We start from the raw sequence: 15018 nt of genomic DNA, 5'->3' as shown, positions 1-15018 counted from the left end.
GCCCGGGACGCCCTCCGGTCGCCCCGGCCCGGGTGCACGGCGTCACAGCCAGCAAGGTTCACTGTCCGCTCTCAGCGTATGGGCCTGTGCCGTTCCCCCGACGAGGGTTTACCGGCAATGGATAGGGTCAAGTCAAAAGGGTTCCCACACCATGCCCGAGGAGCACAACCGACGTGGCTGCCAAAGACGATTTGAACTGGTCCGACCTCGACCGCCGGGCGGTCGACACCGTCCGGGTGCTGGCCATGGACGCCGTTGAGAAATCCGGCAATGGCCACCCCGGCACGGCGATGAGCCTGGCGCCGGCCGCTTACCTGCTTTTCAACCGGGTCATGCGCCATGACCCCACCGACCCGCACTGGGCCGGCCGGGACCGCTTCGTCCTCTCCTGTGGCCACTCCAGCCTCACGCTCTACATCCAGCTCTACCTGTCGGGCTACGGCCTGGCGCTGGACGACCTGGCCGCGCTGCGCCAGTGGGGATCGCTGACCCCCGGTCACCCTGAGTACGGGCACACCCCCGGCGTCGAGGTCACCACCGGCCCGCTCGGACAGGGCATCGGCAACGCGGTCGGCATGGCGATGGCCGCCCGCCGCGAGCGCGGCCTGTTCGACCCGGCCGCCGACGGTGACTCGCTGTTCGACCACCACGTGTACGCGCTGTGCTCCGATGGCGACATCGAGGAGGGCGTGAGCCACGAGTCGAGCGCCATCGCCGGGGTGCAGAAGCTCGGCAACCTCACGCTGATCTACGACGACAACGAGATCTCCATCGAGGACGACACCCGGATCGCCAAGAACGAGGACGTCGGCGCCCGGTATGCCGCCTACGGCTGGGACGTGCGTCACGTGGACTGGCGCAAGGGCGACCCGGACCAGGGCTCGGAATACCACGAGGACGTCGAGGCGCTGTACGCGGCGATCAAGGCGGGCCAGGAGGTCACCGACCGCCCCACGTTCATCGTGCTGCGCACGATCATCGGCTGGCCGGCGCCGAACAAGCAGAACACCGGCAAGATCCACGGCTCCGCGCTGGGCGCCGACGAGGTCAAGGCCACCAAGGAGGTCCTCGGCTTCGACCCGAACGAGTCGTTCGCCGTCGCCGAGGAGGTCCTGGCGCACGCCCGCGAGGTCGTCGAGCGCGGTCGCGCCGCCCACGCCGAGTGGAACAAGGCCTTCGAGGCCTGGTCCGCGAAGAACGCCGAGGGCAAGGCCCTGTTCGACCGGCTGTCGACCCGCACGCTGCCCGAGGGCTGGGCTGCGGCGCTGCCCGAGTTCGCCGCGGATGCCAAGGGCATCGCCACCCGCGCCGCGTCCGGCAAGGTCCTGGACGCGCTCGCGCCGGTGCTGCCGGAGCTGTGGGGCGGCTCGGCCGACCTGGCCGAGAGCAACAACACCACGATGAAGGGCGAGCCCTCGTTCATCCCGAGCGAGTACGCCACCAAGGCGTTCCCGGGTCACGAGTACGGCCGCACGCTGCACTTCGGCATCCGCGAGCACGGCATGGGCTCGATCCTCAACGGCATCGTGGCGCACGGCGGCACCCGCCCGTACGGCGGCACGTTCCTGGTGTTCAGCGACTACATGCGGGGCGCCGTGCGGCTGTCCGCGCTGATGAAGCTGCCGGTCACCTACGTGTGGACGCACGACTCCATCGGCCTGGGCGAGGACGGACCGACCCACCAGCCGATCGAGACGCTCACCGCGCTGCGCGCCATCGTCGGCCTCGACGTGGTCCGCCCGGCGGACGCCAACGAGACCGCGTGGGCCTGGCGCGGCGCGCTGGAGCACACCGACCGGCCGACCGCGCTGGCCCTCTCCCGGCAGAACCTGCCGATCATCGACCGCGGCAAGTACGCCTCGGCCGAGGGCACCCTCAAGGGCGGCTACATCGTCTCGGAGGCGACCGGCGGCGAGCCGAAGGTCATCCTCATCGGCACCGGTTCCGAGCTGTCGATCTGCCTGACCGCGCAGGAGCGCCTCGAGGCCGCGGGCACCCCGACCCGGGTCGTGTCCATGCCCTGCCAGGAGTGGTTCTTCGAGCAGGACACCGCATACCAGCAGCAGGTCCTGCCGCGCGGGGTCAAGGCGCGGGTTGCGGTCGAGGCCGGCATCCGGATGAGCTGGGACCGCCTGATCGGTGACGCCGGCGAGGCGGTCACCATCGAGCACTACGGCGCCAGCGCCCCCGCCGGGGTCCTGTTCGAGCAGTTCGGTTTCACCGCGGACAACGTGGTGGCCAAGGCCAACGCCGCCCTCGCCAAGGTCGGCGAAATCACCGGTCACACGACCGGAAACTGAGGAGTAGCGATGACCGACAGGCTGGCTGAGCTCTCTGCCGCGGGTGTTGCGGTATGGCTCGACGATCTCTCGCGTGTCCGCCTGCAGAGCGGATCGCTGGACAAGATGCGCCGCGAGCAGCACGTGGTGGGCGTGACCACCAACCCGACCATCTTCGCCAAGGCGCTCGCCGACGCGGACGCCTACGACGAGCAGCTCAAGGACCTCGCCGCGCAGGGCGTGACGGTCGAGGAGGCCGTGCGGCTGCTGACCTCGTACGACGTGCGCTGGGCGTGCGACGTGATGAAGCCGGCGTACGACGCGTCGGGCGGCGTCGACGGCCGGGTGTCCATCGAGGTGGACCCGCGCAGCGCGCACCTGACCGAGAAGACCGCGTCCGAGGCCAAGACGCTGTGGTGGCTGGTCGACCGCCCGAACCTCTACATCAAGATCCCGGCGACCCGGGCGGGCCTGCCGGCGATCACCGCCACCCTGGGCGCGGGCATCAGCGTCAACGTGACGCTGATCTTCTCGCTGGAGCGCTACCGGGCCGTCATGGACGCGTTCCTGGCGGGCCTGGAGCAGGCCAAGGCCAACGGCCACGACCTGGCCCAGATCGGCTCGGTCGCCTCGTTCTTCGTGTCCCGGGTGGACACCGAGATCGACAAGCGGCTCGACAAGATCGGCAGCGACGAGGCCAAGGCGCTGCGGGGCCGGGCCGCGGTCGCGAACGCCCAGCTCGCCTACCAGGCGTACGCCGAGGTGTTCAGCTCCGACCGCTGGCAGGCGCTGGCCGACGCGGGTGCCCACCCGCAGCGGCCGCTCTGGGCCTCGACCGGCACCAAGAACCCGGATTACAAGGACACCATCTACGTCGAGGAGCTGATCGCGCCCGGCACGGTGAACACCATGCCGGAAGCGGTCATCAAGGCGTTCGAGGACCACGGTGAGACCCGTGGCGACACGGTCACCGGCTCGTACGCCGCCGCGCAGAAGGTGATGGACGACGTCGCCGAGATCGGTGTCGATCTGGACGACGTGTTCCGGGTCCTCGAGGACGAGGGTGTCGAGAAGTTCGAAGCCAGCTGGGGCGAGCTGCTCGACGACGTGAAGAAGTCACTCGTGGCCGCGGCCAAGGGTGCCGGAAACCCGAGCGACGCCGCTCAGCGGTGACCGACGACCTGCTCGCGGACGTGGAGGCCGCCGCGGGGCTCGCCGTTTACGGCGGCCCGGCGACGGCTTCCCGCCGCGAGCTGGTCGCGCACGGCATCCCCGGCCTGCTCGCCGGCAAGGACCCCACGCTCTGGGGGCCGGCGGCCGAGGGCCGGGCGCTGCACCGGCTGGGTTTCCTGGACGCCTACCGGCGCGGCAGTGAGCTGCTCCCGCTGATCGCCGAGCTGCACGAGGAGCTCGGCGATCTCAGCAATGTGGTGCTGGCCGGTCCCGGCCTCGCGGCCGGGGCTGTCGCCCGCACGCTGGGCCGCCCGCTGACCGTGCTGGACGCTCCGGACCCGCACCGGGTCCGTGCCCTGCTCGACGACGCCGGGCTGTTGCGCCGCACCGTCGTGGTGCTGGCCGGTTCGGGCCTCGAGGATCTGGCCAGCGTGTTCTGGCAGGCCTATCGCGACCTGGGCCTGACCGCCGCCGAGGCGGGACGGCATTTCGTGGTGCTGGGCGATGCGCCGCCGGAGCTGGCGGCGGCCGGTGCGGTCGTCGTGCCCACCGGATCGGGCGCGCTGAGCGCCGCCACCCTGCTGCCGGCCGCGTTCGCTGGGGTGGACGTCGCCGAGCTGATCGACGAGGCCGAGCTGTTCGCCCCGTCGCTGGCGGGCGAGGGCGACAATCCCGCCCTGGCGCTCGGGGTCGCGCTCGCCGCCGCCGGCCGGGTGCTGCTGATCCCGGACGGCTCCGGCCTGGACGGAGTCGGCGAGTGGGCGGCTGACCTGATCACCGGCGGGCTGGGCGTGCCGGTGATCGTGGCCGAGGGCCCGCAGGACGCGGGCACGGCGACCGACGACACGCTGGCGGTGACCTACGGCGGATGCCTGCCGCCGTGGGCGGTGCCCGGCGCCGGCGCACGCCCGGCGATGGCCGTCAACGGCCCGCTCGGCGGCCACTTCCTCGCCTGGCCGTACGCGGTCGCGCTCGCGGCGCACGTGCGCGGCGTCGATCCGTTCCGTGACTTTCCCGCCGAGACGGCCGATCCGGCGCCCGGCGTGCCGTCCTTCGTCGAGGGCCCGGTGGAGATCTTCACCACTGGCACCGCTACGGGCCTCACCGCGGCGCTGCGTGAGCTGCTCGCGGACATGGACGATCACCTCTGCGTACAGGCCTTCCTCGACCCGGCCGGCGACGCCGCCATGGCCGGGTTGCGGCCGCTGCTGGCCGCCGCGAGCGGCCGTCCGGTCGGCTTCGGCTGGGGTCAGTATCACCGCGGCGGATCGCTGCACGGCTCGTTTCTGCAGATCACCGGCGCGGTCACCGCCGACGTGCCGGTGCCGGGGCGGGAGCGGACGCTCGGCGGTCTGCAGGCGGCCCGCGCCGCCGGTGACCGGCAGTCACTGACGCGCCGCGGCCGCCCGCTGCTGCACCTGCACCTGACCGACCGCGCCGAGGGCGTGGGCCGGCTACTCGCCGCAGCCGACATGTTGCTGCACTGACCCTTGGCCGTAACCCTGCGAGACCACGAAAAGCTGGCAGGATGGTGCACGTGGGTAATCCGCTGCGCACGGCACAGGACCGACGGCTCCCCAGGATCCCGGAGCCCTGTGCTCTGGTGATCTTCGGAGTCACGGGCGACCTGTCTCGAAAGAAACTGATCCCGGCCGTCTACGACCTCGCCAACCGGGGCCTGCTGCCGCCCGGCTTCGTGGTCCTGGGCTTCGCCCGCCGCGACTGGGGCGACGGCGACTTCGAGTCGCTGGCATACGAGGCCGCCAAGAAGGGCGCCCGGACCCCGTGGCGTGAGGACGTCTGGACGCGGCTGGCCAGCCAGTTCCAGTTCGTGCCCGGCTCGTTCGACGACGACGCCGCCTTCGACCACCTGGCCGGCACGCTGGACGAGCTGCGCGAGCGCAACGGCATCGCCGGCAACGCCGCGTTCTACTTCTCCATCCCGCCGGCCGCGTTCCCGCTGGTGCTCAACCAGCTCGCCCGCACCGGAATGGCCGACAACGCCAAGTCCGGTGGCTGGCGCCGGGTGGTGGTCGAGAAGCCGTTCGGCAACGACCTGCAGACGGCGATGGCGCTGAACAAGCTGGTCGACGAGGTCTTCACCCCGGCCGACGTGTTCCGCATCGACCACTACCTGGGCAAGGAGACGGTCCAGAACATCCTGGCGCTGCGCTTCGCGAACAACCTGTTCGAGCCGGTGTGGAATTCCAAGTACGTCGACTCGGTGCAGATCACCATGGCCGAGGACGTCGGCATCGGCACCCGGGCGGCCTTCTACGACGCCTCCGGCGCGGCCCGCGACGTGCTGCAAAATCACCTGCTCCAGCTGCTCGCCCTGGTGGGCATGGAGGAGCCGACGAGCTTCGACCCGAACGACGTACGCGCCGAGAAGCTGAAGGTCCTCAAGGCCATCAGCCTGCCCAAGGACATCACCAACGGCTCGGTCCGCGGGCAGTATCTGCCCGGCTGGGTCGCCGGTGAGCGCGCCGTCGGCTACCTCGAGGAAGCCAACATCCCGGCGGAGTCCACCACGGAGACATACGTGGCCGTCCGGCTGGGCATCCAGAACAGGCGCTGGGCCGAGGTGCCGTTCTTCGTCCGGGTGGGCAAGCGGATGCCGCGCCGGGTCACCGAGATCGCCATCATGTTCAAGAAGGCGCCGCACCTGCCGTTCGACCCGGCCGACGTGGAGATGCTCGGCAACAACCAGCTGGTCATCCGGGTGCAGCCGGACGAGGGCGTCGTGCTCAAGTTCGGCTCCAAGGTGCCGGGCACCACCATGGAGGTCCGCGACATCGCGATGGACTTCCAGTACGGCGAGGCGTTCACCGAGTCCAGCCCGGAGGCGTACGAGCGGCTCGTGCTCGACGTGCTCGTCGGCGACCGGACGCTGTTCCCGGACGCGGCCGAGATCGAGCAGAGCTGGCGGGTCATCGATCCGCTGGAGGCCGCCTGGGCGGGCACCAAGCCGGAGCCGTACCGCTCCGGCGAGTGGGGCCCGCGGGCGTCGGACGAGATGTTGGCCCGCGAGGGCCGCGCGTGGCGGCGGGCCTAATGGATAGGGGAACGAAGTGATCGGGCTCTGGGACACCACCGGTAACGAGGTCGTCAAGGCCCTCGCCGCCGAGCGGCGCAGCGCCGGCGGTGTGGCCAGCGGCCTCGCCCTGACGCTGGTCGCCGTCGTGGAGGAGAAGAAGGTCCGCGAGGCCGAGGCCGCCGCGACCATAGCGGCCTCCGCGCACCCCTGCCGGCTGCTCATCGTGGTCCGCTCGGACCTCGAGGGCCGCAGCCGGCTGGACGCGGAGATCGTGGTCGGCGGCCGGCTCGGCCCGGCCGAGGCCGTCGTGATGCGCATGTACGGCCGCCTGGCCCTGCACGCGGAGTCGGTCGTCATGCCGCTGCTGGCACCGGACGTGCCCGTGGTGACCTGGTGGCACAGCGAGCCGCCGGACGTCATCGCCAACGACTTCCTGGGCGTGGTCGCCGACCGCCGCATCACCGACTGCAAGCTCGCGCCGGACCCGGTGGCCGCGCTGCGCCAGCGGGCGAAGGACTACGCACCCGGCGACACCGACCTGACCTGGACCCGGATCACGCTCTGGCGCACCCTGGTGGCCGGCGCGTTCGACACCACCGACGAGCGGGTCACCGGCGCGACGATCGTGGCACCGCCGAACGACCCGACGGCCGCGCTGATGAAGGGCTGGTTGAAGTCCCGGCTGGGCATCGAGCCGGTCTGGGAGCACAGCGACCGCTCGCCGCGGATGCACTCGGTGGAGCTGCAGTGCGCGAACGGCGACTGTGTGCGGGTCACCCGCGAGGAAGGGACGGCGCTGTTCAGCCGCACCGGCCAGGAGGACAGATACATGCCGTTGCCGAGGCGCACCGTCGGTGACGAGCTCGCCGAGGAGCTGCGCCGGCTCGACGCCGACCAGATCTACGGCGAGGCGCTGGGTGCCATGGCCGGGACGGCCGGGCTGGACAGCAAGCCCGCGATGCGAGTGCACGTCTGGAAGGACCCCATGCTGGCCGAACGCGCGGGCGCCGAGGCCGGTGCGTTCGCCGGCCCCGGCGGCTCGGCCGCCTGACCGTTCTAAGATCGTGGGGGCCGTCCGCCGACTCGGCGTGCGGCCCCTTTTCTCCAGGTGACGAGGGGCTACATGAGCGAGACCGTAGTAGTGGTGGTTCCCGACGCTGACATCCTGGCGTCGGCGGTGGCGGCGCGGCTGGTCATCAAGATCATCGACGCGCAGGCCGAACGCGGCTGGGCCAGCGTGGTGCTGACCGGCGGCCGGGTGGCGGCCAAGGTGCTGCGCTCGGTCAAGGAACTGCCCGCCGCGGACGCGGTCGACTGGTCCCGCATCGACCTGTGGTGGGGCGACGAGCGATTCCTGCCCGCGGGCGACAAGGACCGCAACGAGACCCAGGCCCGCGAGGCGCTGCTGGACGCGCTGCCGCTGGACCCGGCCCGGGTGCACGCCATGCCCACCTCGGACGGCCCGGACGGCGACGACGCCAAGACGGCCGCCGCCCGCTACGCCGGGGAGCTGGCCGCGGCGGCGAAGCCCGGCAGCTCCGAGCTGCCGCATTTCGATGTGCTGATGCTCGGCGTCGGCGAGGACGGGCACGTGGCGTCGATCTTTCCGGAGCACCCGGTCGGTTACGAGACCGACACGGTGGCGGCGGTGCACAACAGCCCGAAGCCCCCGCCGAACAGGATCACGCTGACCATGCCGACGATCGGGACGGCCGAGGAGGTCTGGCTGATCGCGGCGGGCAAGGACAAGGCGGCCGCGGTCGGCATGGCGATCGAGGGCGCCGGCCCCCAGCAGCTGCCGGCCGCGGGCGCGGTCGGCGTCGAGAAGACGATGTGGCTGCTGGACCGCGCCGCCGCGGCCAACGTCTCACCGAAGGCCCGCAGCCTGCGCTGAGGACGCGGCAGGGGCGCCCGGCGGGCGCCCCTCGCGGGTCTCAGGCTCGCGACGAGATCTGCTGCACGGCCCAGCCGTTGCCGTCCGGGTCGGTGAAAAAGACGAAACCGACGTTGTCCAGCGGATCCGGCGTCGGGTTCGGATTCTCACCCACCTTCTGTACGTCGCTGACCGCCACGCCGCGGGCCACCAGCTCGGCGTGCGCCTGGTTGATGTCGGGCACCACCAGTTGCAGTCCCTTGAGCGAGCCGGGCGGCATGTCCGGCACCGCGCCCTTGCCGATGACGATCGAGCAGCCCGAGCCCGGCGGGGTCAGCTGCACGATCCGGATGTCGTCGTTGATCGTGGTGTCGTGGTCGACGGCGAAGCCGAGCCGGTCGGCGTAGAACTCTTTGGCCCGGTCGATGTCCGCGACGGGCACGACAACTACTTCCAGCGTCCAGTTCACCTGCCTCATCGTGCCAGTCAGGGCACCACCGCGGGAGAGGTCGCCGGAGGCTCCGCGAGCGGGGAGTCCCTCGGCTCGGAGGTCGCCGGGACCGGCACCGTCTCGGCCGGGCTCGGCGACTCACCGGCGTCGGTGCGCGACGGCAGCGGCTCGGCGGGCGGTTCCGCCACGTCGCTGGGGGGTTGGGGACGGGGACGGGGACGGCACTGTGCCGGCCGGGGCGTTCGGCACCTGGGGCGGTGGGGCGTCGCCGGGACGCCCTACCACGAAGACCACCGCCACCAGCACGACCGCGACCACCAGCAGCGAGCGCCACCAGGGCAGCCACGACCGCCGGACCGGCGCCGCGGTCGGCGGCGCGGCCGGCTGCAGCCGGTCGGGGGTGACCTGACCGGCCCGCGCGGACAGCGCCCGGCGGACCCGTTCCTCCACGTCCGTGCTCATCGCTTCTCCCCCAGCAGGCCGCGCAGGAGGCTCAGCGCCCGGCTCGCGGTCGACTTCACCGTGCCGCGGGACACCCGCAGCACGTCGGCGATCTCCTGCTCGGACAGCTCCGACCAATACCGCAGCACCACCACCTGGCGTTGCCGCACGGTCAGCTCCGCCAGCGCGGCCAGCACCTCACGGTCGCCGTGGCCCAGCAGCATCTCGTCCTCGGCGGCCGGTGCCAGGCCCGGCTGCGGCGGGACGTAGGCGCGGGCGGTGCGCCTGCGGCGCAGCGCCGAGCGGGCGGCGTTCATCACCCCGGTCGTCAGGTACGCGTGCGGGTCGGCGACGGTACGCAGGTCAGCACCGTGCCGCCGGTACAGGGCGGCGAACACGTCCTGCACGATGTCCTCGGCGGTAGGCAGATCGTCGACCATGAGCACCGCCAGCCGCACCAGGCTCAGCCGGCGCGCGTGGTAGAGCTCGTTGATCGCCGGCGGCCCGTCCCCGCCGGCGCCGCGCACCGCCGCCGACCGCCCGGACAGCACCGATCGCAGCCAGCCCGGCACGAGCGTCGGTAGCGGTACGACGAAGGTCATCAGGCCGTCCTGTAGGTCAGCGCCGGGTCCGGGTGGGCGAGGGTACCGGAGGCTTGGTAGTCGCCGGCTTGGGCGCGACCAGGGCCGGCTTGCGCGACGGCACGGGCGAGGCCTCCGGGGTGTTCTCCGCTGCCGGCCCGGGAACCGCCGTGGCGGGTTCCGCGGGCGGAGCCGTCGTGGCGGGCTCCGCCGACGGGCTCGCCACCGGCGGGGCCGTGGTCGGCTCGGCGGGCGAATCCGTGCTGACCGCTGGTTCGGGTGATGCCACCGGCGGGGCGGTCGTCGCCACCGGCGCGGGTGGCGGGGCCTCGTCCGCGAAGGCCACCGTGGCGGTCACCGCTCCCCCGACGACGATGGCGGTCGCGACGGCGGCGAGCGAGGCGGAGCGGACGGTCAGGCGCATCACGGGTACTCCTGTGCGGTCGGGGGGTGAGCCTTCGCAGGAGTAGACGCGCGGCGCGGGGAAAGGTTGGCGGCTGGATGGTGACGCGCGCCACAGTTCGCCGTTCCCTAGACTCGCGGCTGTGCAGCCCTTGATCCGCGCGTACCGCCCCGCCGACCTCGACGCCGTCTACGACATCTGCGTGCGGACCGGCGACGCGGGCGGTGACGCCCGCGGTCAGTATTCGACCGACCGGCTCATGGGCGACGTCTTCGCCGCGCCGTACGTGACGCTGGAGCCGGAACACGCGCACGTCCTCGACGACGGCACCGGCGCGGCCGTCGGCTACGTGATCGGCACGGCGGACACCGCGCGCTTCGTCCGGCGCTACCGCGACGAGTGGCTGCCCGCGACCGCCGGCCGCTACCCACACCCGGCGGACCCGCCGGTGACCCGCGAGGACAGCATGCTCGCCCTGCTCGAGCACCCGGAGCGCATGATCGTGCCGGAGCTGGCGGACCATCCCGCCCACCTGCACATCGACCTGCTGCCGCAGTGGCAGGGCAAGGGCTGGGGCCGCGGCCTGATCAGCGCCCTGCTGGCCGGGCTGCGGGCCGCCGGCGCGTCCCGGGTGCACCTGGGCATGGCGGTGACGAACGTCAGCGCCCGGGCCTTCTACGACCGGATGGGCTTCACCGAGATCCCGGTGCCAGGCGCCACCGGCGTCACCTACCTCGGCCGCGGCACGGCCGAGCGGTAGGGAGACTATTCGCTGCGGCCGCGGCGCTGCCGCACCTTAGCCAGCGCCTCGGCCAGGATGGCCGCGCCGTCGGCGTCGGATCGCCGCTCCTTCACATACGCGAGGTGCGACTTGTACGGCTCGCTGCGCATCCGGCCGGGGGGCTTCTCCCGGTCCAGACCGCCGGGCTGACCACAGCGGGCGCAATCCCACGTCTCGGGGGGCACCACATCGGCGGCGAAGCGCACCTCCACCGGGTGTCCGGCGGCGCACCAATAGGTCACCTCCCGCCGCGGGGCGGGCTCACTGCGCTCGTCAGGGCGCATCGGGCTGGACCCGACGCGGCTGCCGCGGATCGCACTGCCACTGGACACGGAAGTCACTCCTGTCTCGAGGGCGTTTCATCGCCGGGGAAAGCGGCGGTATAAAAGCGGTGGAAAAAACAACCGCGCGGCCCGGACGCACCGGACCGCGCGGCAGAGTCTACGACTCGCGGAGCGCCTGGAGGAAGACCTGATAGCGAACGCTTGGGAAGCGTACGTTAACTATCTGTTTCAGGCGGCCTGCGCGACCTTCAGCCAGAGGCCGAGGCCGACGATGCAGGCGAACCAGACGATGCCCACGAGCACCGTGTAGCGATCCAGGTTTTTTTCCGCCACCGACGAGCCGGCCAGGCTGGAGGTGACGCCGCCGCCGAACATGCTGGACATGCCGCCGCCCTTGCCGCGGTGCAGCAGGACGAGCAGGGTCAGCAGGATGCTGGAGACGATCAGCAACACGATCAACGTGTAGGCGAACGCGATCGGCATGGTCGGGTCATTCCTCTCGAAGGGCACAGCAGCGCCACCACAATAGCTGGTGCCCGGCCACCGTATCGCGGCGGCCGGGCCAACAACTCAGCGCTGCACGTGCTCGGGGAACCGGACGATCGACGCGAACTCCTCGGCGTCCAGGCTCGCGCCGCCGATCAGCGCACCGTCGACGTCGGGCTTCGCCATGATGGCGGCGATATTGGCCGCCTTGACCGAGCCGCCGTACTGGATGCGCACCGCGTCCGCCGTCTCGGCGCCGAACTTCTCGGCGAGCCGCACCCGGATGGCGCCGCACACCTCCTGCGCGTCCTCGGGCGTCGCGGTCTTGCCGGTGCCGATCGCCCACACCGGCTCGTAGGCGATCACGATGTTCTTGACCTGCTCGGCCTTGAGCCCGTCGAGGCCGCCGTCGAGCTGCGTCGAGCAGTGCGCGACGTGCTCGCCGGCCTCGCGGATCCCCAGGCCCTCGCCCACGCACAGGATCGGCGTCAGGTCGTTCGCCAGTGCGGCCTTGACCTTGGCGTTGACCAGCGCGTCGTCCTCGCCGTGGTATTCGCGGCGCTCGGAGTGCCCGATCACCACGTAGGTGCAGCCCAGCTTGGCCAGCATCGCCCCGGAGATCTCCCCGGTGTACGCGCCGCCCTTGTGCGCGGACAGGTCCTGCGCGCCGTAGCGGATCGGCACCTTGTCGCCGTCGATCGCCGTCTGCACGCTGCGCAGGTCGGTGAACGGCGGCAGCACGACCGCCTCAACCTCGGTGAGCTGCTGCTCGGTCAGGCTCGCGGCGAGCTTCTGCACCAGGAGGATGGCCTCGAAGTGATTGAGGTTCATCTTCCAGTTGCCGGCCATGATCGGTCGGCGGGTCACGTCTGCCATCAGGACTCCAGTGCCAGGATGCCGGGCAGGGTCTTGCCCTCGAGATACTCCAGCGAGGCACCGCCACCGGTGGAGATGTGACCGAAGCCGGACTCGTCGATGCCGAGGGTGCGCACGGCCGCGGCCGAGTCACCGCCGCCGACCACCGAGAAGCCGTCGATCTTCGTGATGGCCTCGGCCACCCCGCGGGTGCCCGCAGCGAACGGCGCCAGCTCGAACACGCCCATCGGGCCGTTCCAGAAGACGGTCTTCGCGGACCCGATCGCCTCGGCGAACAGCGCGACGGACTCCGGGCCGATGTCCAGCCCGAGCCGGTCGGCCGGGATCGCCTCCGCCCGCACCACGTCGTGCTCGGCGCCGGCGTCGAAGGCCGTGGCCGCGACGACGTCCACCGGCAGCACGATCCGGCCGGCGGCCTGCGCCAGCAGATCGGCACAGGTGTCGATCATCTCGGCCTCGAGCAGCGACTTGCCGACCTCGTGGCCCTGGGCCTTGAGGAAGGTGAAGCACATGCCGCCGCCGACGAGCAGCTTGTCGACCTTGGGCAGCAGTGCCTGGATGACGGCGAGCTTGTCGGAGACCTTCGAGCCGCCGAGCACCACCACGTACGGCTGCTCCGGGGTCTCGGTCACCTTGCGCAGGACCTCGACCTCCTTGAGGACCAGGCCGCCCGCGTACTGCGGCAGCCGCGCCGCGACGTCGTAGACCGAGGCGTGCTTGCGGTGCACCGCGCCGAACGCGTCGTCGACGTAGAAATCCGCCAGCGTGGCCAGCTCGTCCGCGAACGCGCCGCGCTCGGCGTCGTCTTTGCTGGTCTCACCGGCGTTGAAGCGCAGGTTTTCCAGCAGCAGCACCTGACCGTCGGTCAGCGCGTCGGCGGCCGCCTTGGCGGACGGGCCGACGGTGTCCTCGGCGAAGACGACCGGGTTGCCGAGCAGCTCGCCGAGGCGGGTGGCGACCGGGCCGAGGGTGTACTTGGGGTCGGGCGCGCCCTTGGGACGGCCGAGGTGCGAGCACACGATCACGCGGGCACCGGCGTCACGCAGGGTGATCAGGGTAGGCAGCACCGCGCGGATGCGGCCATCGTCGCTGATCTTGCCCGCTTCGTTTTTGTCGAACGGGACGTTCAGGTCGGCGCGCACGAGCACGCGCCGACCTGAGACACCCTCGCCGAGCAGGTCGTCGAGAGTCTTCAACCGACTCAGCCGACCAGCTTGACCAGGTCGACGAGGCGGTTCGAGTAGCCCCACTCGTTGTCGTACCAGCCGACGACCTTGACCTGGTCGCCGATCACCTTGGTGAGGCCGGCGTCGAAGATGCAGGACGCCGGGTCGGTGACGATGTCCGAGGACACGATCGGGTCCTCGGTGTAGACCAGGATGCCCTTGAGCGGGCCGTCCGCGGCGGCCTTGATCGCGGAGTTGACCTCGTCGACCGAGGTCTCCCGGGAGGCGGTGAAGGTCAGGTCGGTGGCCGAGCCGGTGGGGATCGGCACCCGCAGCGCGAAGCCGTCCAGCTTGCCCTTGAGCTCCGGCAGCACCAGGCTGACGGCCTTGGCGGCGCCGGTCGAGGTCGGCACGATGTTCAGCGCGGCGGCGCGGGCCCGGCGCAGGTCGCTGTGCGGCCCGTCCTGCAGGTTCTGGTCCTGCGTGTACGCGTGGATCGTGGTCATCAGGCCACGGTTGATGCCGATCGAGTCGTTCAGCACCTTCGCCATCGGCGCGAGGCAGTTGGTGGTGCACGAGGCGTTGGAGATGATCGTGTGCTGCGCGGCGTCGTACAGGTTGTCGTTGACGCCCATCACGATCGTGATGTCCTCGTTCTTGGCCGGCGCCGAGATGATGACCTTCTTCGCACCGTTGGTGATGTGCGCCTTCGCCTTGGTGGCGTCGGTGAAGAAGCCGGTCGACTCGATGACGACGTCCGCGCCGACGTCGCCCCAGTGCAGGTTCGCGGGGTCGCGCTCGGCGAACGCCTTGAAGGTCTTGCCACCGACGGTGATCTCGTCGGCGGTGGCCTTCACCTCGTGGCCGAGGCGGCCGAGAATGCTGTCGTACTTGAGCAGGTGAGCGAGCGTCGTGTTGTCGGTCAGGTCGTTGACGCCGACAATCTCGATGTCCGCACCGGAGGCGAGCACCGCCCGGAAGAAGTTGCGGCCGATACGGCCGAAGCCGTTGATGCCAACCCGGATGGTCACAGGTGGATCTCCTCATTTCGGTCCGCCGGGATCTAGGACCGGCGGAGGTCTGCGTGCCGACCTGATGAGAGGGCCGGCTGTTGCTTCATCTGGCCGCTGCGTCTCGCCAGACGAGTCCGCCGCGGCCAGGTCGGATGCTGGCACTGCCGGCGGCGC

16 protein-coding genes are annotated in these 15018 nt (G+C 71.3%); 7 read left to right on the top strand and 9 right to left on the bottom strand.

Features of this window, described 5'->3' with window-relative positions:
- The first annotated feature begins 245 nt into the window (after positions 1-245).
- The 6 genes from tkt (at position 246) to pgl (ending at position 8383) form a co-directional block, all read left to right on the top strand.
- Positions 246-2300: a transketolase gene (tkt, locus tag DMB66_RS05705; protein WP_233624348.1), complete on the top strand. Its 2055-nt coding sequence runs from the start codon at positions 246-248 to the stop codon at positions 2298-2300.
- A gap of 9 nt (positions 2301-2309) precedes the next feature.
- Complete coding sequence (tal, locus tag DMB66_RS05700; RefSeq protein WP_125802948.1) at positions 2310-3452, top strand: transaldolase; 1143 nt, start codon at positions 2310-2312, stop codon at positions 3450-3452.
- Positions 3449-4939 (top strand): glucose-6-phosphate isomerase, encoded by a 1491-nt coding sequence (locus DMB66_RS05695; RefSeq protein ID WP_125802947.1) that lies wholly within the window; start codon positions 3449-3451, stop codon positions 4937-4939. Before tal ends, DMB66_RS05695 begins: the two co-directional genes overlap by 4 nt.
- A gap of 50 nt (positions 4940-4989) precedes the next feature.
- A complete protein-coding gene (gene zwf, locus DMB66_RS05690; protein ID WP_199752036.1) occupies positions 4990-6507 on the top strand; it encodes a glucose-6-phosphate dehydrogenase in 1518 nt (505 codons plus the stop codon).
- A 16-nt stretch (positions 6508-6523) separates the two neighbouring features.
- A complete protein-coding gene (locus DMB66_RS05685; RefSeq protein WP_125802945.1) occupies positions 6524-7540 on the top strand; it encodes a glucose-6-phosphate dehydrogenase assembly protein OpcA in 1017 nt (338 codons plus the stop codon).
- Between the two features lie 72 nt (positions 7541-7612).
- Positions 7613-8383, top strand: a complete 771-nt coding sequence (gene pgl, locus DMB66_RS05680) for a 6-phosphogluconolactonase (RefSeq protein ID WP_125802944.1) — start codon at positions 7613-7615, stop codon at positions 8381-8383.
- Between the two features lie 40 nt (positions 8384-8423).
- Here pgl and DMB66_RS05675 read toward each other — a convergent pair whose 3' ends face one another.
- The 4 genes from DMB66_RS05675 to DMB66_RS05660 all read right to left on the bottom strand — a co-directional run bounded on the left by DMB66_RS05675 (position 8424) and on the right by DMB66_RS05660 (position 10262).
- A complete protein-coding gene (locus DMB66_RS05675) occupies positions 8424-8831 on the bottom strand; it encodes a VOC family protein (RefSeq protein ID WP_125802943.1) in 408 nt (135 codons plus the stop codon).
- 120 nt (positions 8832-8951) lie between these two features.
- The gene (locus DMB66_RS05670) at positions 8952-9275 is read right to left on the bottom strand and encodes a hypothetical protein (RefSeq protein WP_125802942.1); all 324 of its coding nucleotides are present in this window, start codon (positions 9273-9275) and stop codon (positions 8952-8954) included.
- Positions 9272-9856 carry an RNA polymerase sigma factor gene (locus DMB66_RS05665; RefSeq protein WP_125802941.1) on the bottom strand — a complete coding sequence of 195 codons (585 nt, stop codon included), beginning with the start codon at positions 9854-9856 and terminating at the stop codon, positions 9272-9274. Before DMB66_RS05665 ends, DMB66_RS05670 begins: the two co-directional genes overlap by 4 nt.
- A gap of 16 nt (positions 9857-9872) precedes the next feature.
- Entirely contained in the window at positions 9873-10262 is a 390-nt protein-coding gene (locus DMB66_RS05660) for a hypothetical protein (protein WP_125802940.1), read from the bottom strand.
- A 118-nt stretch (positions 10263-10380) separates the two neighbouring features.
- On the opposite strand from DMB66_RS05660, the gene DMB66_RS05655 reads away from it, so the two are divergent.
- Positions 10381-10998, top strand: coding sequence for a GNAT family N-acetyltransferase (locus tag DMB66_RS05655; protein ID WP_125802939.1), 618 nt, complete (start codon positions 10381-10383; stop codon positions 10996-10998).
- 5 nt (positions 10999-11003) lie between these two features.
- Here DMB66_RS05655 and DMB66_RS05650 read toward each other — a convergent pair whose 3' ends face one another.
- From DMB66_RS05650 to gap, 5 genes are all read right to left on the bottom strand, one after another.
- On the bottom strand, positions 11004-11351 hold the full coding sequence (locus DMB66_RS05650) for an RNA polymerase-binding protein RbpA (RefSeq protein WP_125802938.1): 348 nt from the start codon (positions 11349-11351) through the stop codon (positions 11004-11006).
- Positions 11352-11531: 180 nt separating this feature from the next.
- A complete protein-coding gene (gene secG / locus DMB66_RS05645; protein WP_125802937.1) occupies positions 11532-11786 on the bottom strand; it encodes a preprotein translocase subunit SecG in 255 nt (84 codons plus the stop codon).
- 87 nt (positions 11787-11873) lie between these two features.
- Positions 11874-12665, bottom strand: coding sequence for a triose-phosphate isomerase (gene tpiA, locus DMB66_RS05640; protein ID WP_125802936.1), 792 nt, complete (start codon positions 12663-12665; stop codon positions 11874-11876).
- Positions 12665-13861 (bottom strand): phosphoglycerate kinase, encoded by a 1197-nt coding sequence (pgk, locus tag DMB66_RS05635; RefSeq protein WP_125802935.1) that lies wholly within the window; start codon positions 13859-13861, stop codon positions 12665-12667. Before pgk ends, tpiA begins: the two co-directional genes overlap by 1 nt.
- A gap of 5 nt (positions 13862-13866) precedes the next feature.
- Positions 13867-14862: a type I glyceraldehyde-3-phosphate dehydrogenase gene (gap, locus tag DMB66_RS05630; RefSeq protein WP_125802934.1), complete on the bottom strand. Its 996-nt coding sequence runs from the start codon at positions 14860-14862 to the stop codon at positions 13867-13869.
- Positions 14863-15018: the final 156 nt, after the last annotated feature.

The organism is Actinoplanes sp. ATCC 53533, assembly GCF_003947245.1.
The sequence above is the reverse complement of the archived record's forward strand: the minus strand, read 5'-3'. Positions and strand labels throughout refer to the sequence as shown.